We start from the raw sequence: 24,329 nt of genomic DNA, 5'->3' as shown, positions 1-24,329 counted from the left end.
AGTTATGAGTTAGTGAGTTAAGAATTATTAGCTTCTCACTCCTCACTCCTCACTCCTCACTTCTCACTCCTCACTCCTCACTTCTCACTCCTCACTTCTCACTCCTCACTCCTCACTCCTCACTCCTAACTTTTAAATCGCGATCGCTCGTTTATAAGCTTCGTCGAGGACTTCTGAAAGTGTTGGATGGGCGTGGACTAGATGCGCCAAGCTTTGTACAGTTTGACGGTTAGCGATGGCGGCTGATGCTTCGTGAATTAAGTCTGAAGCGTGGAGTCCGAAAATATGGACGCCCAAGACTTCGCCTGTGTCTTTGCGATAAATCACTTTGGCAATACCGTCGGCTTCATTTTCTGCCAAGGCTTTGGAATTTCCCTTGTAGTAACTTCTACTGGTGGCGATTTCAAATCCTTCGGTTTGTCCTAATTCCTTAGCTGCTGTTTCTGTTAAGCCCACATAGCTAACTTCTGGGTGGGTAAACGCCGCTGCTGGGATGCTGCGATAGTCTACTTTCTTCTGCCTACCAACTATGTTTTCCACCGCGACGATGCCTTGAGCAGAAGCCGCATGTGCTAACATCATTTTGCCATTGGCGTCACCAATTGCCCACAGATGGGGCACTACTTCGCCGGCTGACAATACTGCCATGCCATCGTCAACTGGGATAAAGTTTCGGCGATCGAGTTCCACACCTACAGACTCTAAACCGAGATTTTGCGTTGCTGGGATGCGTCCTGTAGCTACTAAGCAAGCATCTACTTCGATGACATCCACATCTTCTTTGGTTTTGAAATCTGCTAACTCAATCACCACAGGCGAACCAGGGATGACTTTTTTGGCGTATATCCCCACTTTGGTTTCAATGTCGCGGGGAGTAATCAACACCCGTTCGGCAAGTTTGGCAATGTCGCGGTCAAATCCTGGCATTAATTGGTCTAGGGCTTCAATCAAGGTGATTTCACAACCCAAGGCCGAGTAAATATCAGAGAATTCCAAGCCGATGTAACCACTGCCAATAATTGCTACCCAATTTGGGAGTGACTCTAACTTCACACCTTGGTCGCTGGTAAACACAGTTTTGCCGTCTACTTCAATTCCTGGAGGAACAAAAGGAATTGAACCAGGGGAAAGGATAATATCTTTGGCTGTGATGGTTTTTTCACCGCCGTCTGCGGTGATGGAGATTTTTTGTGTCCCGGCAATTTTTCCCCAGCCTTTGATAATATCGACTCCCAGACGTTTGAGACTGTTTGTTAAGTCGCCTTGAATCTTCGAGACGAGATTGTTAGCATGATTGGCGATCGCTTGGCGATCGAATTCCACGCTACCGACTTGAATTCCCAACGACTTGAGGTGGTGGGCATTCCGTAACTCCCGCACACGTCCAGATGCTGCTAGCAATGCTTTAGAAGGAATACAACCGCGATTAACACAGGTTCCTCCCATATCACCAGCTTCAATAATCGCTGTTTTTAAACCACAACTTACGGCGTGTAGGGCTGCGCCATGTCCGCCCACACCAGCGCCGATAATGACTAAATCGTAATCAAATTCTTGACTCACGTTAGTTTCCCCGTGTGCTTCGCCTATTTATTCTCAACTTGACTGACAATCAAAGCAACCCCTTTAATAGTTATGAGTTATTCGTTGTTAGTTTCGTCGCTGGGTTTAAGCCCCTACTACTATATAGTTACCAGTTATTAGCGATCGTTGAACACTGGAAACTGGTAACCAATCTCAATCCCCCACCGTATGCCTGATAACTGTTAAGAATTTCAGCAGCAAAGCAAGGAAAGCTTAGCCTTTGGTCACCATTCAGGAGCCAGAATACTTAAAGAATCAGGAAAAAACTCGATCTGAAAATTTACTGCTCATGCTGAATTCCTTATATATTCTGACTTCTGACTCATGGGTGCTGAATTCTTACGATAACTATTCGCGGAATTTAACCTTTGGGTGTTGCTAATTGACTTAAATTATGATTCACGCCCGAATGGCTAAAAGATGGATGTTTTCAGTAATTATAATCAAATCTACATAGTTCCAAAATCCATAGTCAAACATAGACAGACGTAGGAAATTTGGCTTTAAGCAACAGCACTTTTAGCGCAAACACGCCAGAACAGTGGAGTTATGCGCCTTGGATGTACTACCAGACACCCCCTATCCCTTAGAATAGACACAAGAGAGTCAAACCCTTTGGGATTACATTTTCTGCCGATGTTAAACGCAGCGTTCACGTCGGCATGAATTTTCAAACCGTGCTTGCTGACATACCATGCCCTCGCCACACGCTTGCCAGAGAATGTGTGTTTCAGGTGAGTGTTGGGTTGATAAGTTGGGATATTATCCCAATCAATAAACGAAGCGCGACTAGTGTAGGATTCTTCGTTCACCACAACGGTGATGCCGACTCTATGTAATTTATAAGTCAGCATCTCGATAAACCGAGCATGGGGTATCTGGGTAAAGTTCTGGTTTGTACGCTTACCCAAATTAAGATGTGTTTTCCATTGCTCGTTTTTTCCTATAGATACGTGAGTTACACCCAGGCGCAGACATTCATCCACAATCATTTTTGTAGATTGATGGAGGTATGAATCTACAAAGTTATTCCGGTTGCGAACAATATTTTGGATTCGCTGTGATGTACCAACTTTAATCAACCCTCTATACTTAGCAACTTGTTTGTTGTAGAACTGGTTGATTGATTTCAAAGGTTTACCATTTATGGCAATTGGTTGAATTGTTGGGTCATTAAATACAATTGTCGCTAAGTTATCTAACCCAATATCGAAAGAGGCTGCTAGTTGCGGATTCAGGCTACAGAAAAACTGACTATTTTCGACAATTTCATAAACCACCTCAATCACATAGCATCCAGTTTTTGGGATAATGCGAACCTCGCACAAATCATTAAATAATAGCCCTGGTTTCACCGGAATCCTAATTGGCGACATTGAAGGTACAACCCAACCTTTGTTGAACTGGCCCTTCCCTACTGCTTGATTATTAAATTTGACTAAGTTCTTTTCATCAACATACCCTGGTGGTTTTGGTTTACCCGTGAATTTAGTTGACTCTAATTTATATTCTTTCAATGCTTTGTAGTAAGCAGTCCAAGCATCGGCATTCTGTTTTAATACGAGTTGCGCTACCTTCGCAGGAAGTGCTTTGTAATTCTCGTCTTGTTTAAATACTGAGTCTAGCTGACCTTGAGATTGTGTTTGCCACCCGTAGAAGAAAGCTTGGCGTTGAGTAAATTGAGATCTATTGTAAAGCTTGCGGGATGTTGTGGTTATTTCAGTGCAGTAATCAAACCACTCATGACCCTTTTTTATAATATGCTTCTCAACTTGCCTCATGATCAAATTCTCTCCCTATTGCTTAATTTTATCATGAGGCTAATAATAAATAGGTGACTATTCTTGACCATATTTGACTAGAAAATCAGTGAAGTTTTACAATACTGCTCAGGTTTTGGATTTTAAACTGGAATTTGGTTTGGGGAAAAGGTGAGCCAGCGCGGTCTTGGGGGTTTCCCCCATGAGCGACTGGCGAACCCCGAAGGGGTTAAAGGGTAAGGGGTAAAGGTTTTTTCTTTCCCTTTTCCCCTTTCCCTTTCCCCCAAAACCCGACAAGTATTGATTCAGTAGTAACCCACCGTCAATAATTCAAGTTACCTTCGCCCTACCCTACTGATTACGTCTTGGCAGGTAAACGAGAAATTGTCCATAAAAACAGCACGAATATAAAATAAATGACACCAACTAGCCCAAACTCAATCAAAGGAATATAAGTTATTTCGTAAATTCTGCCTAAACCACGTTCAGTTAATGTATAAACCGCTAATACACTCACTAAAAAACCTGCGTAGATAGTGCGTTTAGTCCACATACCCACAGGCAAACCGTGGAGTTGGGTAATAATGAGAATGCCAAGAAAACCAAAAAGAAAAGTCGGCCATTTCGTTTGTCCCAGCATCCAAGACACAATTACACTATGTAAAAGCACCATAATTTCTAAAGTAAATGTCCACCAAAGATTGACATGGGCGCGATTAAAAATTAATGATGATTGCAGCAGCAACAAAAACATATAGAGAAAACCAATTAAGTGCCCCGAAGTCGCTTCCATTGGATGGTACCAAAAGGTGTAGATGGCGGCGAAGGAAAAAAAGTAACCGTGGTACAGCTTGATAATTTGCAAAAACTGTTGATGAAATGGGACGGGATTGCCAAAAAACAAACCTCGTCGAGGCGTTTCTAAAATTAGTACGAAAACTAGTAAAAGTACCACCGCACCTTGAGAAGCCCAAATTGAAGTATCTTGAGCCAAAGCATCATACCAAATATATGTCTGGAGAAAGTGCAAAGCTGTAAACGTCAGATTAATACCAAGCATCAAATAATTAATTGGGTGCAAGGCTGATTTGTATTTCAGCTGCGTTTGCTGTGCCCACAAAATACATCCCCAGATGCTCAATTGATGCCCAAGATACATACCCCAAGCTGTGAATCGGCTCCAAAAAGTTGGATTGGGAAGCTTCCAGTAGTACCAGTTTAATCCTTGGTCAGGAAGTTTGGTTATACTTGCAGGAATGCTTCCACCCAACCAAATTCCATAGGTAAGGAGGATGCTGACAAATATGCCTATAAATAAGACTCGGCGACCAGTCATACTGATTTTGTATTTTGGATTTTGGATTTTAAAGTGTAGATTTGGGATTAAAAAACTGTTGCTAATAACTATTGAACTTGGTGATAAAACATTGTGAATTTTATCTAGCAACACGTTCTACTTTTGATTGAGGCGCACTTTTAGTGACTTGCAAATTCAAAATTAAAGCTAACAAAATTACTAACGCTCCACTCAAAAACGGAGCGGAACTGCCAAATTTCATAAAGCTAGCTCCTGCCCAAGTTGGCCCGAAAATACGGGCTAATGCAGAGGAGGAACTGGCAATTCCTAATATTTGTCCTTGTTCTTCTGGGGCTGTAATCTGAGAAATTAAGCTGTTTAATATTGGTTGGCTGATACTAATACCCCACGCCACCAGTGTGGTGGCTGTTAACAATAAAATTAAGCTTTGTGAAAATCCTATGATTAGTAATCCCAAACCTAATCCAAATATCCCTAAAAACAGTAATTTGATTTCACCAAAATATTTTTTGAGAAATCCGATGAGTCCTCCTTGAATGATTGTACTTACAATCCCCATAAAGGCAAAAAGATAGCTAGTTTGTTGGGGCCCCCAATTTAATTCTTGTCTAGACCATAAAGCCAATGTAGAATCCATAGCTGCAACGGCAAAAGTTACTAAAAAGTAGATGCCAATCAAGATACACAATTGTGGACGCTTGGATAGTTGTAGCCAGTTCAACTTTGGCCGATGCTGTCGTTCGGCTTGGATTTTAGCTTCGATGTGAGAATTTAGGGATTCTGGAAGTAATATCAAAGCACAAAGCCATGCTAATAAAGATAATCCAGCTGCGAATAAGGACGGCAGATGGAAGTTCGCATTGTTGGGATCGGGCCCTGTGAGAATACCTCCAATTGCTGGGCCGAGGATAAAGCCAAGACCAAAAGCTGCTCCCATTATGCCCATACCACGAGCTCGATTTGCTGGAGTGGTAATATCTGCTATGTATGCCTGAGCAGTGGCAATATTCCCTGCCATGATCCCGGCAAAACCACGAGCAAGAAACAAAATCCATAATGAGTTGGCAATGCCTAAGCCTATGTATGCAATTACAGAACCTGATAAAGTTAGTAATAAAATTGGACGCCGACCGTAGCGATCGCTAAAACTGCCCCATAATGGTGCAAATAAAAATTGCATTAAAGAATAAATAGCTACCAAAAGAGTAGCCTCATTTGGATTTGCGCCAAATTCTTGAGCATACAAAGGCAGTATTGGTAGGATAATACCAAAGCCAAGTAAATCTATAAATACAGTCAAAAATAAGACAAATATCGCTTTGCCATTATTTTTATTCTCCATAGGTGCAATTCACTTTGATAAAAATATCTATAACTTTAATTAGTTTTTTCGATATCAGAGAGCGCTTGTTAATCCACGATAATCAATCAACTCAACCAAATTTGTCGAATTTCAACGTGGTTTAGCCAAATTGCGTGGAACAAGCCTACTATAAAAATCAAACCAATAATACTACTAATGAAAGCAACTATAATCTCGTGCCTCCGTATAGCTTTTTGTATCTTCGCGTCTATAATCTCTTCTAAATCTTTGTATGTCATTTAGTTTAATTTAGCTTCTAGCAAGAATGATGTTGGACTTATGTATATATTCAACCGGACTATCTACGAAACTTCTAACTTATTTACCCAATTAGTACCAAACTGTTAGAGCTTATTACCAATTAAGCTTATTACCAATCCTTGAAGAAAGGTATACAGATAAATGAAAACTAGAATGAGGAAAAAAGTGAACTATATGGCAAGTTTATACAGACTAGTACTTTAATACAGTCTGGAACAACTCAAACATATATGAAACTAACAGAAAACACCACCAGGAAAAGAATACAAATTAACTTCAACTACAAATTTTCGCACTCAAGATACATAGAAACCCATTGCTTGACGCTAGGTTCCTCTGTTACAGAACGATGTAGTTGTAAATAATCCATAAGCCACGATGTCATAATAATACATTTTGCAAAATCTAGATAGTAGTTTTGTAAATTTTTTATTGATAATTATTAACCGATGTAATCGAAATTACATTTTGTAACATAAGTGTGGTTACTCAATACATAATGGCGTGACTGGAGAAGTTTTTGCTCAAAGAACGAACGATAGCAATCATTTCTTGAAAAAGATTAACTGGAGTGATAGCTAATCATCAAAGGAACTTTTCAAGCTACAGGATAACTACAGACAGATTTAATTGAATTGATAACCTGGGTTAACAGTTTGTTATGGAAACAATAACATCCAGCACAATTAGTAAATTCAAGCTTCCTAGAACATCAGCCAAAGTAGGACAGAATTCAAACAGCCATTATTTCCGACTTTGAGACTTACTTTATCTACTTCACCACTGTATTCTGGGGGAATGGTGGAACGTTTTCCCAAAGGTGGAGGAAGTTAGTTTTGTTCATAATGGCCGCTTCACTCTTTGTATAAGTGAATAAATCCATCGCTGCGAAGAATCCCAATATCACATTTACTTATTTGTATAAATTTCTTTTCTCTACTTAAAGGGGAACAAGGTAGCAATCCAATACTTGTCGGGTTTTGGGGGAAAGGGAAAGAAAAAACCTTTAACCTTTTCCCCAAACCAAATTCCAGTTTAAAGTCCTTAACCGAGCAGTATTGGGTAGCAATCTTTCTTTCTTGTCTCCCCCATCTCCCCATCTCCCCCACATAAAAAGCCCGGTGGTTAACACCGAGCTTTTTACGTGGGGTTATATACCCCGGAGGTTTAGTTATAGAGTTTCAGTATAAATTGTTTATCTGATAGAGACTACCAATCCACGGTTGGGGATTCCGGAAATTTACAAAATTTTTTATTTACCTTTACTAATGTTTTGATGTTAAAGCATTAATTTGATTAAATCCATAGAAATACATTAAATTTTTATAAAGAATGATACATATAGGATTCTTATTTGATTTTTGAAAAAAACTAGGTACGCTTCTACTTTTTTCCCCAGTATTCTGCGGGGATGATATCTCCATTCTTGAGAGAGTTGGAAAAGGATTTAGGCTATCGCCATCTCACAGCAATTCAACCACAGCATATTCTCTTAGAACAATTGCAAGCCACACCTCCCCGCAGAAGGCAGGCAACATTAGTTTCCCATATCCAAAAAGATGTAGCTCAAATTTTGGGGCGTGACATTACTCAACTACCCGATCCACAGCTTGGTTTCTTTGAAATGGGTATGGACTCCCTCATGAGCCTTGAACTGAGGAATTGTCTCCAAGTCAACCTGGGACAAATCCTCCCTTCAAACTTGACCTTTGAATATCCCACAATCAACGCTTTAGCGGAATACTTTCTTGGTGAAGGACTTGATGAAGAAATGCTTTATGTTGCAGATACCGAAACATCAGAAGACACTAAAGTTCAAGCCCAAATCCTCAAATAAAAACAGCAGCAAGCAATTCTAGAAAATTATCTTCTTGAACAACTAGCATATTCACTACAACTTCCCAAAACTAAACTGAGTTCTGGGCAATTTCTTCCAGAATTGCTTGATTCTTTAATCACAGTTGAAATCAAGAATCAAATTGAGGCCGATTTTCAAGTTAATGTACCATTAGCCAAATTTTTTGAGGAGATTAATATTACACAGTTAGCGTCTTTTGTTTTGTTGCAAATTACTACATCAAAAGCCCGGTGATGAACACCGAGCTTTTAATATGGGGTTATATACCCCAGAGGTTTAGTTATAGAGTTTCAGTATAAATTGTTTATCTGATAGAGACTACTAACCCGCGCTCTGGGATTCCGGAAAATTACAAAATTTTTCTAGATACCTTTACCATGTCTTGATGTTAAAACGTGAATTCCATTAAATGCATACAAATACATGAAATTTTCATGAAAAATAATGCATTCTAAAGAGTAAAAATATTCTGTTTGAGAGTAACGCCAGTATACAAACTCAAGCATCGCTGATTTTAAGCTTTAGATGTGGGCTTTAAAAATAGCCATGCTACAAAGAACGTCGCGGCTGTGAATAGTTGCGTCAAATCCAAGGCTGATAGATAGCCATCTGCAAATGAAGCAATACTGCGATCGGTAATACCAAATACCCAAGATGACAAGCCAAACAGCCAAATCCCATTCTTGAGATTTCCTACAAATTCCTGAGACTGTGATGGTTTTTGGTTTTTCACGATCTTGCTCCCTTGGTGAAAAATCTGGGGATTAGTGAGAATACATGCCTTGAGAAACTTTGTGTGATTCTTAAGGCTGAATTTAGACCCACCTATAAACAATATTAATAAATATTTCAGCTACTTGACTTCACTACCCAGAGATACATCGAGGAATCTTGACATTCTTTCTTTGGTTCTGTCACCTCAGACAGACGGTAATGAGTTAAGGGACTTCCAGGTAAAAAAATATTCCACAGAAGGCTGTTGACCGTTGACCTTTGACAGTCAGCAGTTTGACCCTGAGCGAAGTCGTACCACTACGTGGAAGCAAGCTACGCGTAGCGGTGACCATAGGAGAAGGGTCAACAGTGAACAGTCAACGACCTAAATCGGAACAATTTATTTTTTGGAGTTCCCTAAGTTAAAAGCTTTACAGTATCAGGGTGCTGAGATTACACAATCTTGGACTGGGGACTGGGGGGATTATGAACTCTGATTCAAACCCCGCCCAAATCCCCTAAAAAATTTTCCTACTGTTCCCTATTCCCCTGTTATCCATGTGTCGCTTTGGAGAATTGGTATTGTACCAATTTGAAAAATGATTGCGACAGATGTATAGCCAAAAGCGATTACTACTAACTGTTTCACAATCCAAAATCTAAAATCCAAAATGGTATTAGATTTCTGGATCGACTAAGCGGGTACTGGGACGACTTTGATACAAATCCTGAAGGACTTGGACAACAGAAACTACAGCTACGAGGGCAATGACTGTGATGGGTAACAATCCTTTGCCAAAAATGGCGATCGCCGTCAACACAACTGCACCTGCAAATCGATACTTAGAACGGATTTGGCAATAACGAATCACTCCAAATAGATGGAGAATAGCGACAGATAGCGAGCATAATGCTACTGAACCGCAGATCAGCCATCGATGAGAATCTGGTAAGGCCAGAGTAGTCTTGCTCAACAGAATTTCTTCTACTCCCACTCCCGCCGCCGCAATCCCAATTACTAGGGGTAAATGGGCGTACAGCCAGAGATTGACAACTGCAACTTTTCCATGCGTTCGTGCAATCTCAATCGGTTTACCGCCCAGATTATCAAAATAAACCCACCACCAGCTAAAAGCAATAATTAAACCAAATACGGCGGAAATTACGGTTGAAACATCCCATTCCTGCTGAGAAACACCATTGACCACCGCGATTATTGCTTCACCCAAAACAATAATCGTAAACAGTCCGAAACGTTCTGGTAAATGCGAAGCATGGGGGAGTAGTCTTAGTTGAAACTTGCGTGCTGTTAAAGGTGTGGCAAAGTCAATAATGATTCCCAATGTCCAGAATGCAAATCGCCAAGGGACGGGTATAAATGCTGAAATTAACCAAAGCAAAGCAGCGATCGCAAAACCAATTGCGTAGCGAGTCGTCAAAGGTCGTGCAGAAGGGATGTGTATTCCTGCACGGACGTATTCTATCACCAGCACAGCCCGACCGAGAGCATAGGAAAGGGCAAAGCCAGGAGAACTTTCGCTTAAACCGTGGTGTATATTCACAGCCATTGCAGCGGCCGTTAGCATTTGTATCCCAATCAACAGGCGATGTGCAACATCATCACTATCAAAGCGGTTCGCATAAAATGTAGTGCCAATCCACGACCACCAAACAGGTATAAATAAAACAACAAACTCAAATAATCCGAAAAGTGAGATATCCTCTTTGAGATTATGGGCGAGTTGAGAAACTGCAACTACAAACACCAAATCATAAAAAAGTTCTAGCCAAGTGGCGTGTCGTTCTTCTTCAGTCTCTTCACCAATACGTAACCTTGGTGGTTGGATAAAATTTGCCATAGTTCCAAGAGCAAATCGGTAATAAGTATCCGTTCGCTCATTTTAAGGGCACAAAGGATCGTTTATTCCTTCTTGGAAGAGACAGGGAAAATGGGAGAGGAAATTTAATCCAAAATCCAAAATCTAAAATCCAAAATTGGTGTCGTCCCAAGGTGCAGGTTTTCTAATTTGTTCCCAAACAGGACTATACAAGGCTTCATGCAATTCCTGTGCCAGTTCCACCAGTCCTGTATAACCAGCATAGGCATGATGACGTTCGTGGTTAATATCCAAAAAAGGAATTTGTGCTTTTAATGCAGTGTATTGATTACCAGCCCCAGCAATCAATACATCAGCTTTTGTATCTTTGAGTACTTTTAACAATACTTGCGGAGTTCCTTGGGACAAAACAATGCCATCTTGACCGATGAATTGCCTAATTTTGGCTTTTTCTTCTTCTGAAGTCTTTCCTTCAGTGGTAGCAATAACTTCCATTCCTAAGTCTTTGGCTGCTAAAATAAGTGACCAAGTTTTTACACCACCAGTAGAAAGAACAATCCGCTTACCTTTCAATTGAGAACGATAGGGAGCTAAGGCAATATTTAGGGTTGCGATTTCTTCTGCTATCAACTGTTCTGCACGTTCTTGAAGTTTGCGGGCTGTGAAACTATCTTCAACCAATTCACCTAATTGAGCTGCAATATTTCGCAAGCAACGATTCAAGTTTTCTACACCATAGAAAGATTCTTCTATATAGGGAATTCCATAACTTTCTTGCATTGTTTGTGCCATTTGGATTGCTACGTTTGAGCAAAGCACTACATTTAATTTGGCACGATGAGCATAGCAAACTTCTTGATAGCGAGCATCACCTGTGATTTTAGAAAGAACGCGAATTCCTAATTTTTGGAACAGTGGTAAAACATTCCAGGTTTCACCTGCAACGTTATAGTCTCCAACAAGATTAATATCAAATGGTGTGGTAAATTCTGGTTCCGCCGTACCTATGACATAGTTCAATAAGGTTTCATTACCTATGCGGTTACCTAAATTTTTACTACCAAGAAATCCAGGTGAATCAACATAAATAATTGGAATACCAATTTTATCTGATGCCAGTTTACAGACACTATAAATATCATCACCAATCAAAGCAGTGACACAAGTGGCGTAGACAAAAATAGCAGGAGGATTATACCTTTGAGCAATTTCAAGAATTGCTTTGTACAGTTTCTTTTCACCACCAAAAACCACATTACTTTCACCAAAGTCAGTAGTAAAAGCAGTTTGGTAGAGTTGAGAACCTGATGAAAGACTACCATGAGTTGCCCAAGGATTATGAGTGCAGGCAACAGCGCCATGTACTAAATGAACAGCATCAGTAATGGCTCCCACAGAAACCATCGCCCCATCAAAAGGACAATTTCCTTGGGTTGCGCCTGGTTGCGGCAAGTTTGTGCAAGATAGTTTTTTCTTGTGGTGGGATTTTTTTTGGTTATGTTTGCAGGCTGTCTCGTTGATTGTTACTTGATTGTTTTTCATGTCTTTCCTCGCGCTGGAGATAAATACAAAATGACCTGTCATATCAGGTTCGCCTAAATACTTATACCGATTCAAAAAATGTTTGCGACAGATACCCCACCCGCCTGACGGCACCCCCCCTTAGCAAGGGGAGGGGTCTTGTCTATGTGTTGCATTCTTTTTTCAAATTGGTATTACGATAAGAATGACGCAAAGACTGTGAGATGCTCTGACACGGAGAATTTTGAATCGTAAGTGATTACCCGAACTTGATATCAGACTATAAAAGTGCAGAGATAACGCAGAGTTGGGCATGGGGCATTGAAAGGTGTGGGAGGATGGGGAAAAATTCTTTCCCGCCTCTGTTCCACACTCCCCACTTCCTAAAGTGAAACTTACAGTTAAGATGTGCAGGCTGATATGAATAGTTTTGGCTTTTTGTCTTAATGAATGACAAAAAATTGTCACTGAACGATTAGCACTTTCAGGTCAAACAGCTAACTCCTCTCACATATTGTGTTTCAGAAGACAGACCTGTTAATGCTTCTGCTATTTTTAGCTTGTTTAATGTCAGCATAACATATAGATTATCAAATAATTTGCTTTTTAAATTATTTGACATTCAAATATTTAGCACACAAAATATTTGAATGGATTAAATTATGTAGCTTAATTAACCTATTACGCATTGAAATTGTACATTAACTAGTGAGAGTTGTTCTTTGTCATTTGTGCTTAAAAACACTAATGACTAATGATTATACCTAATTCAATTGTTGGCAATGGTCAATGTCCTTTGATAACCTGTGCAAACTGCTGTCAGAAAAATATCCAGAACGTTTTGCTAGTTGGGTTTTAGGTACAGCACAAACTGATGCCAAAGTCCTGAAAACCGAATTGAGCATTGAACCAATTCGCGCTGATTATGTCACATTTTTACAACTACAAGGACGCATACTTCACCTAGAATTTCAAACTAAACTAGAGTCTACACCGCCACTACCATTGCGGATGCTAGATTATTGGGTGCGGTTATATCGTTTGTATCGCCTACCAATAACCCAAGTTGTGGTGTTATTACTTCCCCCTGCACCAGACACGATAATTGAAACTGCCTTTGAGTTTGAAACTACTCGTCACGAATATCGCGTGATTTGTATGTGGGAGGAAAATCCCGAACTATTCCTCAATGACCAGGCTTTGTTACCATTAGCACCACTGACCGCAACCACCCAACCCCAAGCTTTGCTGCAACAAGTTGTGGCGAAAGTGAATCAAATTGAACCAACACAACGACCAGAAATTTCCACCTACACCCAAATCTTAGCGGGGTTAAAATACAAAAAAGACTTGATTAGACAACTGTTTCGGGAGGGTATGATGCGCGAGTCAGTAATTTATCAAGAAATTCTCGCTGAAGGCGAACAACGAGGAGAACAAAGAGGAGAACAAAGAGAACGAATGCTAATTCTCCGTCAACTAACTCGGCGCGTGGGAGAATTACCTCAAGAAGTAATAGAGCGAATTCAAAGTCTGTCGTTAGAACAATTAGAAAATCTGGGGGAAGCTTTGTTAGATTTTCAGGCGATCGCTGATTTAGAAACCTGGTTTAATACATTAGAGTAGTACAACTCTATATCATTAAACCAAGTATAAATCAAGTATTATTTGATTGTTGTTACAACACAATAATTGCCCACATACTAACACCCAAAGCGATCGCAGCTAAATGTTGGCAAAAAAGCGCACTCAAAGATTGTTTGGCAATTTTTTGCGTTAATAATATCGTCAACAACACCGAAAATATTAAAGTTGTACCTTGCAAAAAACTAATCACAGCAGGATGAGCAACTAACATTGGCAGCTGTTCGCCATTCAAACCAAGGGTAGCAAAACTCACAGGTAAAATTCGTCCGCCTTCACTCAAGCCCAAACGTAGATAATGAGCCAAGTTTCCCCCCAAAACTAATGGTAAATATCCATAGGCAAGCTCTACAAATGATTTTGGTTTCCGGTTAAAGTTGAATAGTTTGAGCAAACCATAAGCTGCAAACACAAAAGCCACTGGAACAATTAACACTAGCAGTGACAATCCCAAGTGTTGCCAAAATACAGTTAAATCCAGCTGTAAACCCAACCAAGATTGGAATTCTGGTAAGCGGTGTAGATATACTCCTCCTAATAACAAAAACAGCAATGCTACTTCATAAGTGCGGGGTGCATGGCTTGTCCATAATTCAATACCGGGGGGACGCAAGTTGAATTCTACAGAACGATGGGGGCAGGCTTTGAGACAAGTCATACACAATACGCAATCTCTATTATCTTCTAATTGCGCTGGGTGAGAATACAAAGGACAGCCATTTGTTTCCATTCCCTCACCTTTTTGCGGCCCTCCTTTGTAGCATTGATAAGTGGTACAACTTGCAGAACAAATGCCTTGTTGTGCCCGTAGTTCTGTCATTGATAATTTGGCAAATAAACCATTCATACCACCGATGGGACAGAGATATCGACACCAAAATCGCCGTTCAAAAATAGCCGAAAAAATCATAGCTCCGGCGGTAATTAATAATAATAAACAAGCACTAAGGTAGGCTGTGTTTTCTAAATGCCAGAGTTCTTCCCATAAAAAAATCAGAGTAAATAAACCAAAGAGAAACCATCCGCCCCATTTTTCAGCTTCCTCTCGCGGCCAGCGCTTGAGTTTTCGCGGCCACAACCACAAAGATAGTTTTTGGGTGATTTCTCCGTAAATCATGAAGGGACAAATGGAACACCAAATACGTCCTAAAAACGGAAACAAAAATAAGAAAAAAGGCCACCACCAAGCCCAAAAGAGATTTAAAACAAAATTGCGATCGCGGGTTTGCGGCCCAATAAATAATACCGCAACAAGAATTGCAAAGGCAGTTGCAGTAAAACCATAATTAATTCGATCCGGCCACCACGAACTCCGCAAGAATTTGCGTAAATCTGGATAAACATTTAAAAGATTGACTCGAAATCGCTTTTTCTTTGTTTCGGCTGGCCAAAAGATTTCTTCTGTTAATTCACTAGCATTTTCCGCTTGAACGATTGCTCTTTCTACCAGATTTTTTAATTCTTTGAGATTTCCAGGAAAATCGTAAGACTGTAAGCGGCGCACAGCTTCTGGGGTAATGTGCGGTTTCGCAACACCTCTAGCACGAACGTAGAGACTGACATAATATTCCACTTGCGCTTGAATATCAGCTTTCCGCACTCGTAGCGGTGGTACTTTAATAATATGACCTACGGAGCGATCGATTGTTGGCAGAGTTTTTTCGGAAACAATGAGAATACGCGCTTTACTAGGACGAGGTTCGGCTTCTGTTTCTTCCGAACGAGCCACAGGGGTATACGTACCTGTTTTGAGCAACTGCGTCACAGCAGGTAATAACTCAGAAGGTAATTCTTGGATATTGTTGAGAACTAGCGTACCTTCTCCTAGCCATTCCAACAGTCCTGGTTTCCCGCCAACGCGACCAAATAAATCTGCACCGCTGGTTTGGAGAATTCCACAATTCACTTTAATAATTGGTTCTCGTCTTTTGGGAGAACCAAAGTGAATTAAAGCTGCGATGTTGTCTTTTTCTAACCCTGGTTCACCGAAAATATCAACTGACTCGCGGTCATTAGCAGCTTCTCGAATTTGCTCCCGCAGACGCACAGCATAGCGACTCGTACCGATAATTCCGCGTTGTGCTTTGGTAACTAAATAAGGTCGCAAAGCGATGGAACGTTCTTGTTCGTAGCTAAGTGCAGAGGTAACTTGAGCTAATTCTTGAGCCAATTGGCGGGAAAAAGCCTGAGCAATTTCTGGGTATTGGTTGACTAATTCCCTAAATTTAGCAGCAGCTACAACCCACAAACGACATTCTGTAACAGTGACAATTGTGAATGTCGCTAATTCCTCTAATACCAACTCCTGGAGGTGAATGACTGCTCCAGGAAGAAATCCCCGAACTAAAGCTGAGTTCTTATGATTGGTATTGTCACATTCCAGTTGACCATCTTTGAGAATGTAAAGTGCTTCTGGGGTAGTACCTTCCTCCACAAGGTTTACTTGTGCTGGTACGACTTGTTCTTCAATAACTTGGGCGATCGCATTTAACACTTCAGGTGGGAGAATTCCTAAAGTGGTGCGCTCTTGTAACCATGTAACCGTTTCTGGAGATGTCATATCCGGTTCTCCGTGCAGGTTGCCGTATCAAAGGAATTATCCCTTGAAAGCTGGTCAAGAATTCAAAATTCTCAATTCTCAATCGTGAAAATAGTTTAGATTGGCTTACAGTTTGGCTTTTCTTTTAACTTCTCCAGTAAATTCCAAGACCTTGTTTCATTCTTGGAGACAAACAATGGAAGCCAGTATACTGCTTTTTCTATTAACCTATTTGTATCGTCATTCAAATCTTCAATCAATCTTACTACCGATTTAAATCCCAACTTTGGAATTGCAAATTCTAACCAAAGTTTAATAGATTGAGCATTAGATTTTACAATTCCATAATTAAATAACTGCGTTACATAATTTCTTGTATGTAAAACCTTCTTTGCCATTGCAATAGTAATTTGGCTTTTTTCATCGACCATTAACTTGAGAATTTCGTATGCTTCAATTTCAGGTATTGATTTCAAATATTCTAAAATTATCTTTTCTTCATGAGAAGGTAAAGATTTATAAATGCTAGCCTTTATTAACTGTTGGATATTATCATTCATAATTTTATTTCTTGTCAAAAATGATACGCTCTGAAAAGATATAATGGCAAACCTGCGTTACTTGCAAAATTAGCTGATGGTTTGTAGTGGCCAGAAAGATTATTCCAGTATTTAATTTGACCTTTATTATTTTTATTGTGTCCAAAGCGAATTTGACCTGCAAAGTCAACGTTGTTACCTCTGGCAATATCAATATGACTTCCCAAGGCAAATTTTTGCCTTGCTATATATATTTGGCCTCCCTGTACTACAAAGTTGTACTCACCATTAGGTGTAAATATTTTTTTGTGAAGTGTTTGATATCTCCACTTATTGCCATCAAAGAAAAGCTGATTGCGTCTAATATAATTAGGAATATCTTCAGGATATAGATTCGGAAAATATCCCAAACCTGAACTCCCTGAGGATGGCAGTCCTGAATCAATGGTATGCCAAGGACTAGGAAATAGTGCAGAATATTTTGTGATATTGGAAAGTCTCAATTGCACATCTGGTGAATTAATTTTGACAATGATTCAGAGAAATTATGGCATTATATCTAGACTCGGCGATCGCATCTGAAGCTGAAATCGTAAAGCATTGGGGTTGGGTAAAGGGTATTACTACTAATCCCACGCTTTTAGCTCAAAGTGACACTCCACCAGCAACCACGCTGAAAAAATTAGTTACCTTGACAAATGGCCCGTTATACTATCAACTTGTGGCAGCTGATAAAGCGGGTATGTTGGCTGAAGGTAGAAAAGCTTTCGAGATTATTGGTTCGCCAACAATTTTGAAGATTCCCGCTACACCTTTAGGGTTTGAAGTAGTAGCAGATTTGTCTTCAGAAATTACTTGTTCGGTGACAGCAATTTATAGTGCAGCACAAGCAGCAGTAGCACGGGAAGCGGGGGCGAAAATTGCCATTGCTTATGTAAATCGTGCAACTCGGTTATTAGGTGATGGTATTGCCTTAGTCCGGGAAATGGCTAGCGTACTTCAAGGTAGCGACGTAGAAATATTAGCAGCTAGTATCAAATCTCCCCAAGAAGCAGCTGCATCATTGCAAGCCGGGGCACATCATTTAACTTTACCTTTAGCAATGTTGCAAGCGATCGCTACTCATGAATTATCACAAAAAACTGTTGAAGATTTCGCCCAAGGAGGCATAGGCTTACAATAATTCGTAATACTTCGGCTGCGCTCAGTACAAGTTCGTCATTCGTAATTAAATATGAGTTTGTCAGATGTCCCTAATCTCTGGGTTCCTTTAGTACTTTTGAGTTTGATTGTTTTAGCAGCTGTATTTTTCAGCCGCAGCAGTTGATATTTATAGTGCAGGTGTCAGCTAAAGACTTCCAATTAAAAAAATAATTCCATAGTAGGGGCGCAGCTAGCTGTGCGCCCTAATAATAACTCCTAACTGCGTTGCCAAATTTTAATTGTTTTATCTAAACTTCCACTGACTAACATTTCACCGGAAGCTGTGAAGGCTAATGCTGTAACTATATTTCCATGACCTGTAAATGTACCCAACAATTCCCCGGTTTGGACGTGCCATAATTTGATGGTTTGATCTGCACTACCACTGGCGATGATTTGTTCATCGGGACTCAAAGCAATGGCATACACTCTATCTCTATGTCCTTTGAGGGTATGCAGTAATTCTCCAGTCTCCAAATGCCAAATTTTAATCGTTTGATCCCAGCTACCACTGACGAGTAGTTTACCATCTTGACTGATTGCTAGGGAACAAACAATGTGAGAATGACCCATGAGGGTGTGCAGTGGTTGTGTGTCTTTTAAACTTTTAATGCCAGACTGGGGTGAAATGCGCCACACCTTGATTTTGCGATAGCTACCTGTAACCACAGTTTGCCCGTCGGGACTCAAAACCAGAGAATGAGCAGCTGTATCATCTAAAGAAAGAGCGATCGCTACTTGACGGTGAATTAAATCCCAAAACAGAATTTTTCTGTCATCTCCGCCAGTGGCTAACATTCTGCCATCTGGAGTGAAAGCCGCACAACGCACTACTCCATGATGTTTGTGCAGGATATCTATTAAGTCTAGAGCGCCCACGTGCCAAATTTTAATTGTGGAGTCTCCACCACAACTGACTAAAGTTTGCCCGTCAGAACTAAAAGCCAGGGAATTCACTTCATCCACTAGCCCAGATATCACCCAAGGATACTCTGACAATGTATCTATTAATTCGCCTTTGCTTAAATCCCATAGCTTCGTCTCGCCACGGCTACCACTTGCCAATATGGGTAAGGAGTTACCATTATTACACCCAGAACTAAAAGCCAAGCAATTAATTCCTCTGGTATGCCCTTGTAAAGTTTGCCAGCATTCCCAGTCCCCTACTACCTTTTTCAGGGAATGCTCTGATGGTACAGTTTGGATTGTTTCTATCGTCTTTTCAGGAATTATTGGCAATGTCTCTTTTTTGCCAATGAGTGATTCTAAATACCAACTTAATCCTCCAGCATATAACAAATTGCTCGGAGTAACTTGTAGTTTTGGTTCCGAAAATTCTAGTTGACTTGCCGGTAAAAACCCTGTGATTATGCTTTGCTTTTCGTAACCTAGTTTACCTGTATAGGGATAAAATAAACACAAAAAAATCAAGACTTGGTGACTTTTCAAATCTTCTTGAGTCACCGTCCATTTGATTTTGTCTTTCTTAATACCATTAAAACTTTCACCATCAGCGACGTAAACTTGCACACTGAGTTGGGGATTATCTTTGACTACATAAATAAATTTGCTTTGACTAGATAAATTTCCCTCATCATCTAAAGAGATGTTTTCTAGGGTGTCTTGGGGGGTTTTCTTGAGTAATTTGCCTAGACGTTCGCTAATTATGCGATCGACAATTTTTTCCCGTAAAAGATAATCTTGGGCTTGTTGCTGAAAATATGTAGGAAAAGGTATCGTCCAATCCGGTGGTTCCGGATATTCAGGGGGCATAGGCGGCGGATTTTTGGCGAGAACTTCTGCTTGTTCGCGGGAAAGCTCTTGGAGTTTTGCCAATGCTTCGCCCCAAAATGCCATAATCTCTGTGTGGCAACCTTTGACTTGACTTTCGAGCAAAGACAAATCGTAAGTTTTGGGTTTTTTCACACGTTGGAGGAAGTCAGTTTGTTGAGCTTTGAGTAAGCTAATCCAATCCATCTGCATTAGAAGGGCGCACTATTGCATACCTAAGGTAAGCCATACCAATGGAATTACTCAAGTTTATAATCTTTAGTTAATTAAAAATTCAGTAATTTTATTAGTCTAATAGAACACAAGCATAAGCATCTGTATAGCACCTAGATATTTTATGAACAGATGTAGCCGAGCTACATAGAATTTAGATGATATCAATTAATTCTAACGGACAAGGAAAACAAGATACTGTCTCTGGGGAAACAGTTCTAGTAGTCTAGCAAGTCCGATCGACTGAAGTTAAAAAAAGTTTGTAGTAAGCACTTTAGTGCTGAAATGGGGAGTAATACCCAAGCAATTATTAATCAATGCCAATCTTTTGCTAGAATCCTGTGGAAATAAATAGCTAAACTAACTATGACTAGTGCATCTTACATTTTCCTCGCTGGGGCGAGTCGCGGTGTCGGCCGAGAAATTGCCCAATACTTGAGGACACAAGAACTAAAAGTAAAAGCACTCCTGAGAACACTAACAGTTGCCAGTGAATTGGAAAAAATCGGCATTGAAATAGTTCAAGGAGATGCGCTTAATATTAGCGACGTAGAACGTGCAATCATCGCAGATGAACCGATTGATACTGTTATCAGTACAATTGGTGGTTCACCAGGAGACGCAGAAAGACCAGACTACCCTGGTAATAAAAATCTCATTGATGCAGCAGTGAAAGCTGGAGTCAAAAATTTTATTCTTGTGACTTCCATTGGTGTCGGCGATAGTGTTGGTGCTTTATCCCCACAAGTTTTAGCAGCATTGGGGACAGTTTTAACTGAGAAAAACAAAGCTGAACAACACTTAATTGCTAGCGGACTCACCTACACCATCATTCGTCCTGGTGGACTGAAGTCCGAACCAGCAACCGGCAATGGTGTTTTAACTGAAGATCGCCAAATTATTGGTAGTATCAATCGCCAAGATGTAGCCCAGTTAGTTTGTCGCTGTTTAAATAGCCAACGCGCTCATAATAAAATCTTGTCAGCTGTAGACCGAAATATGTTATTTAAGCCCACAGAATTTGCAGAATTTACCCCGGATTAATTTTTTACCAGATCGTAAAATTCCAAGAACAATAGACTTTCTTTGCCCCTTGCCCCTTGCCTTCAATCATCAAGCACGCCAACGAAGTATTTGACCTTTAACAGGGTTGACAAATTGTCTTTCTTCTGCAATTGACCGGGCATATTCCCGTTTCAATTGGTAATACCATTGGGCCTGTACATCTGAGTCTTTAATTAATCGCAGCACGGGATTATATTTGAGTCCAATTTGCTGTTTTTCCACCACACTCCGGTCTTGACCAAGGAAAGTCCGCGCCAAAACATGCAGTAGCGGTTGGAAAAATCCCACCCAAGGAAGTGTCCAGTAAAGAGAAAAAGTTACCTCGGTTTCTGTGTCGGAAATCGGTGTAACTGTGGTTAAATTCACAACTCGATGTTTGCCAATTGTGGTTTCTTCGACTCTGACTCCGGGTAAACGAAAAGAAATCTCTGTTTCCGGTACGCCGCCACCAATTAGCCAGTACAATCGGCCGCCATTGGCTGGTAATCGATGTCGCCGCATTGTGAAGCCGTGGGGAGAAGCATCAAATTGCTTGACTTCTTCATGCAATTGTTCGTTTCGCCACCACCAAGCGCGATGGACATAAGGTGAATGGGCGGGATCCATCAGACCCACCACTGCATGATCCACGAAACAGGGGAAGCGCATAATCTCTATAAACTGCGGCGATCGCCCTTCAAATCCTGGAATCACTGGAATTTGCATCTCAAAATCAGGAGGCTGAGGACGATGGCTATCGGGTATATATATCCAAATATTTCCTTGGGCTTCCCTAACTGTATAAGATTGTACGTCAAAGCGACTTAAATCCATTTGTTGTTCTTCCACAAGAGACGGTATCGCAGTACACCGCCCACCAGAGTTAAACCGCCAACCGTGGTAGCAACATTCCACTTCTTGCCCATCAAATCTACCACAGCTAAGAGGTACGCCACGATGGGGGCAAATGTCTTGCATTGCAGCCACTTTGCCATTGCGATCGCGAATCAACAGCACCGGTTCTCCTAAGAAAACCCGGCTGACCATCGTACCAGGCTTGAGATGATTACTAGGCAAAGCATAATACCAAATGTTACGCAAGAAAAAGTTATCGTTATTTTTCATAACTAACTACATCTCAAATTTTGGTTATTCTGGCGGCATTTTGAATGTTAACAACAAATCATACCGGAGCCATTAGTCACAATTATGGAATTTAATTTGAGTCCGATCGGTAAATCTAGTTTGCTTCGACCTCAGAGTATAAACAACTTTAAGCCAGCCACCAAATTATAAATTTGGCAGTGCTTCTAGATGGTGGTTTTAAATCCCTCACTACCTGCATTCTGAATTCTGGATTCTCAATTGTGACTAATATTTTCCGCTGCATTATTCACCAGAAATTTGCACAAATACTGTTCTTTGACGCGGGCCATCCAACTCAAAAAATAACACAGATTGCCAAGTTCCCAAAGCTAATTTACCATCAACAATAGGTATTATCTCACTAGTGGTCAGCATCATTGCCATTAAATGAGAGTGAGCGTTAATTGGTTCATCCTCTGGTACATCTCTTAAGTGCAAATCATTATGCAAATAGCTGTCTGTTTCCGGCGCTAATTTTCCCAAGAACACTTTTATATCTTCTAGCAATCTGACTTCATTTTCGTTGATGGCTAAAGCTGTTGTGGTGTGTCGCGAGAATACTAAGGCTTGTCCATTTTTGATGGATGTTGAAGCAATCAATTCTTGAATTTGTGGTGTGATGTTATGAATATTAATTTTTGGTTCTGTTGCAATTTCAATGAATTTATTAATAATTGCCATGTGTTGTTTAATTTTAAATCTTTAATTTGGTGAAAATTCTGCTACTAAATTTTGCAACCCCTCAACTAATCTTTCTATACCTTCTTTTGCCGTTTCTTGTTGCAGTGCCCCATAAGCAACCCGTAGATAACATTGATTCTCTACCCCAAAGGTTGTACCCGGAATTACTGCTACTTTATATTCTTGGATGAGTCTTTTAACTAATTCAAAAGCATCCATTGGAGTATGAACCTTCAAGAAAAAATAAAAAGCCCCATTAGCAGGTGTAATGGTACATAAATTTTCTAGGCGATTTAGGGATTTTAGAACTAATTTTCGTACTTGAGAAATCGCTGCAATATTTTCCTGCAAATACTCTTGTTTGGCTTGTAATGCTCCTAAGGCTGCATATTGAGAAATTACTGGCGGACAAATTAAAATTGTGTCTTGGACTTTTTTAACGGCCGCAAGTAAATGTTGAGGAATCACCATGTAGCCAATACGCCAACTTGCAAAACCATAGGCTTTGGAAAGACTATAGAGAGAAATGGTGTATTTGCTACTACCAGCAAATGCACCAGGTGAAAAATGTTTTACCCCATCGTAGGTAAAGTATTCATAGGCTTCATCACTAATGTGATAAATGCCATGAATTCTACAGATTTCATTAACCTGATGCAATGTAGCTTCACTATAAACAACCCCAGTGGGATTATTTGGTGAAATGGTGACTATAGCACGTGTTTTGGGTGTGATTGCTTGAGATATTGCTTCTGTTCGCAATTGATAATTTTCATCCGTTGCTACTAATATCGCATGACAACCAGCCATTGCGATCGCCATTTCATGATTGAAATAGTATGGTGTGTTTAAAATAATTTCGTCGCCTGGATTGGTAATAGCAAGAATGGCATTCATAAATCCCATGTTGCTTCCCGCTGTGACAACGATGCAATTTTCCCCATTGATTTCAATCCCATTAAAGGCTTGCAATTTTCCTGCAAGTGCCCTTACCAATGGCGGAATTCCTTCCACTGATTTGTATAAATGATTATTCTCTTCGGCGAGGAATTTTGGCAAAAATTCTATTGCTTCAGGGGGAGGGCTGTAATAAACAACACCTTGACCTAAAGAAATAGTTCCCGGAGAATTTTTAATGAGTTCCCCAACCACCGGAATAATCGGCGATTGTATCGCCTGCATACGAGAGGTTAGGGATTCCATATTTCCATCTCGATTGAGGTAGCTATAGTATCTTGTACGGGAGAAGAACCGACTAGTCGTTGGCCAAGTTCACTTGGCGGGGGAAAGGGGAAAGGGGAAAGGGGAAAGG

19 protein-coding genes are annotated in these 24,329 nt (G+C 40.4%); 5 read left to right on the top strand and 14 right to left on the bottom strand.

The window, feature by feature from the left end:
- Nucleotides 1-132 precede the first annotated feature (132 nt).
- From lpdA to GNE10_RS03070, 4 genes are all read right to left on the bottom strand, one after another.
- Entirely contained in the window at nt 133-1,563 is a 1,431-nt protein-coding gene (lpdA, locus tag GNE10_RS03085) for a dihydrolipoyl dehydrogenase (RefSeq protein ID WP_185563601.1), read from the bottom strand.
- 524 nt (nt 1,564-2,087) lie between these two features.
- Entirely contained in the window at nt 2,088-3,365 is a 1,278-nt protein-coding gene (locus GNE10_RS03080; protein ID WP_185563600.1) for an RNA-guided endonuclease TnpB family protein, read from the bottom strand.
- Nucleotides 3,366-3,702: 337 nt separating this feature from the next.
- Nucleotides 3,703-4,680: a hypothetical protein gene (locus GNE10_RS03075; RefSeq protein ID WP_185563599.1), complete on the bottom strand. Its 978-nt coding sequence runs from the start codon at nt 4,678-4,680 to the stop codon at nt 3,703-3,705.
- 100 nt (nt 4,681-4,780) lie between these two features.
- Nucleotides 4,781-6,004 carry an MFS transporter gene (locus GNE10_RS03070; RefSeq protein ID WP_185563598.1) on the bottom strand — a complete coding sequence of 408 codons (1,224 nt, stop codon included), beginning with the start codon at nt 6,002-6,004 and terminating at the stop codon, nt 4,781-4,783.
- Between the two features lie 1,693 nt (nt 6,005-7,697).
- Here GNE10_RS03070 and GNE10_RS03065 point away from each other — a divergent pair.
- Together GNE10_RS03065 and GNE10_RS35730 are read left to right on the top strand one after the other, a co-directional pair.
- Nucleotides 7,698-8,123 (top strand): acyl carrier protein, encoded by a 426-nt coding sequence (locus tag GNE10_RS03065; RefSeq protein ID WP_185563597.1) that lies wholly within the window; start codon nt 7,698-7,700, stop codon nt 8,121-8,123.
- 102 nt (nt 8,124-8,225) lie between these two features.
- Nucleotides 8,226-8,378 (top strand): acyl carrier protein, encoded by a 153-nt coding sequence (locus GNE10_RS35730; RefSeq protein WP_260446751.1) that lies wholly within the window; start codon nt 8,226-8,228, stop codon nt 8,376-8,378.
- A gap of 280 nt (nt 8,379-8,658) precedes the next feature.
- Here GNE10_RS35730 and GNE10_RS03055 read toward each other — a convergent pair whose 3' ends face one another.
- The 3 genes from GNE10_RS03055 to nifE all read right to left on the bottom strand — a co-directional run bounded on the left by GNE10_RS03055 (nt 8,659) and on the right by nifE (nt 12,238).
- Entirely contained in the window at nt 8,659-8,877 is a 219-nt protein-coding gene (locus GNE10_RS03055) for a hypothetical protein (protein ID WP_099072671.1), read from the bottom strand.
- Between the two features lie 658 nt (nt 8,878-9,535).
- On the bottom strand, nt 9,536-10,717 hold the full coding sequence (locus tag GNE10_RS03050) for a low temperature requirement protein A (protein ID WP_185563596.1): 1,182 nt from the start codon (nt 10,715-10,717) through the stop codon (nt 9,536-9,538).
- Between the two features lie 123 nt (nt 10,718-10,840).
- Entirely contained in the window at nt 10,841-12,238 is a 1,398-nt protein-coding gene (nifE, locus tag GNE10_RS03045; RefSeq protein WP_185563595.1) for a nitrogenase iron-molybdenum cofactor biosynthesis protein NifE, read from the bottom strand.
- A gap of 768 nt (nt 12,239-13,006) precedes the next feature.
- Here nifE and GNE10_RS03040 point away from each other — a divergent pair.
- Nucleotides 13,007-13,843 carry a DUF4351 domain-containing protein gene (locus GNE10_RS03040; protein WP_185563594.1) on the top strand — a complete coding sequence of 279 codons (837 nt, stop codon included), beginning with the start codon at nt 13,007-13,009 and terminating at the stop codon, nt 13,841-13,843.
- A gap of 52 nt (nt 13,844-13,895) precedes the next feature.
- Here GNE10_RS03040 and GNE10_RS03035 read toward each other — a convergent pair whose 3' ends face one another.
- The 3 genes from GNE10_RS03035 to GNE10_RS03025 all read right to left on the bottom strand — a co-directional run bounded on the left by GNE10_RS03035 (nt 13,896) and on the right by GNE10_RS03025 (nt 17,349).
- Nucleotides 13,896-16,421, bottom strand: coding sequence for a sigma 54-interacting transcriptional regulator (locus GNE10_RS03035; RefSeq protein WP_185563593.1), 2,526 nt, complete (start codon nt 16,419-16,421; stop codon nt 13,896-13,898).
- Nucleotides 16,422-16,516: 95 nt separating this feature from the next.
- A complete protein-coding gene (locus GNE10_RS03030; RefSeq protein WP_185563592.1) occupies nt 16,517-16,960 on the bottom strand; it encodes a hypothetical protein in 444 nt (147 codons plus the stop codon).
- A gap of 14 nt (nt 16,961-16,974) precedes the next feature.
- Nucleotides 16,975-17,349 (bottom strand): hypothetical protein, encoded by a 375-nt coding sequence (locus tag GNE10_RS03025; protein ID WP_143874638.1) that lies wholly within the window; start codon nt 17,347-17,349, stop codon nt 16,975-16,977.
- A 137-nt stretch (nt 17,350-17,486) separates the two neighbouring features.
- Between GNE10_RS03025 and GNE10_RS03020 the strand changes: the two genes are divergently transcribed.
- On the top strand, nt 17,487-18,122 hold the full coding sequence (locus tag GNE10_RS03020; RefSeq protein WP_185563591.1) for a transaldolase family protein: 636 nt from the start codon (nt 17,487-17,489) through the stop codon (nt 18,120-18,122).
- A 236-nt stretch (nt 18,123-18,358) separates the two neighbouring features.
- Here GNE10_RS03020 and GNE10_RS03015 read toward each other — a convergent pair whose 3' ends face one another.
- Nucleotides 18,359-20,125, bottom strand: coding sequence for a WD40 repeat domain-containing protein (locus GNE10_RS03015; RefSeq protein ID WP_185563590.1), 1,767 nt, complete (start codon nt 20,123-20,125; stop codon nt 18,359-18,361).
- A gap of 387 nt (nt 20,126-20,512) precedes the next feature.
- Between GNE10_RS03015 and GNE10_RS03010 the strand changes: the two genes are divergently transcribed.
- Nucleotides 20,513-21,190: an SDR family oxidoreductase gene (locus GNE10_RS03010; RefSeq protein WP_099072478.1), complete on the top strand. Its 678-nt coding sequence runs from the start codon at nt 20,513-20,515 to the stop codon at nt 21,188-21,190.
- Nucleotides 21,191-21,259: 69 nt separating this feature from the next.
- Here the strand turns inward: GNE10_RS03010 and GNE10_RS03005 are convergent, their stop codons facing one another.
- The 3 genes from GNE10_RS03005 to GNE10_RS02995 all read right to left on the bottom strand — a co-directional run bounded on the left by GNE10_RS03005 (nt 21,260) and on the right by GNE10_RS02995 (nt 24,220).
- Nucleotides 21,260-22,315 carry an aromatic ring-hydroxylating dioxygenase subunit alpha gene (locus GNE10_RS03005; RefSeq protein WP_099072479.1) on the bottom strand — a complete coding sequence of 352 codons (1,056 nt, stop codon included), beginning with the start codon at nt 22,313-22,315 and terminating at the stop codon, nt 21,260-21,262.
- Between the two features lie 264 nt (nt 22,316-22,579).
- The gene (locus tag GNE10_RS03000) at nt 22,580-23,017 is read right to left on the bottom strand and encodes a secondary thiamine-phosphate synthase enzyme YjbQ (RefSeq protein ID WP_185563589.1); all 438 of its coding nucleotides are present in this window, start codon (nt 23,015-23,017) and stop codon (nt 22,580-22,582) included.
- Between the two features lie 21 nt (nt 23,018-23,038).
- Entirely contained in the window at nt 23,039-24,220 is a 1,182-nt protein-coding gene (locus GNE10_RS02995) for a pyridoxal phosphate-dependent aminotransferase (RefSeq protein WP_185563588.1), read from the bottom strand.
- Nucleotides 24,221-24,329 lie beyond the last annotated feature (109 nt).

Origin of the sequence: Nostoc sp. 2RC (genome assembly GCF_014222165.1) — a bacterium.
Lineage (GTDB): Bacteria > Cyanobacteriota > Cyanobacteriia > Cyanobacteriales > Nostocaceae > Nostoc > Nostoc linckia.
The sequence above is the reverse complement of the archived record's forward strand: the minus strand, read 5'-3'. Positions and strand labels throughout refer to the sequence as shown.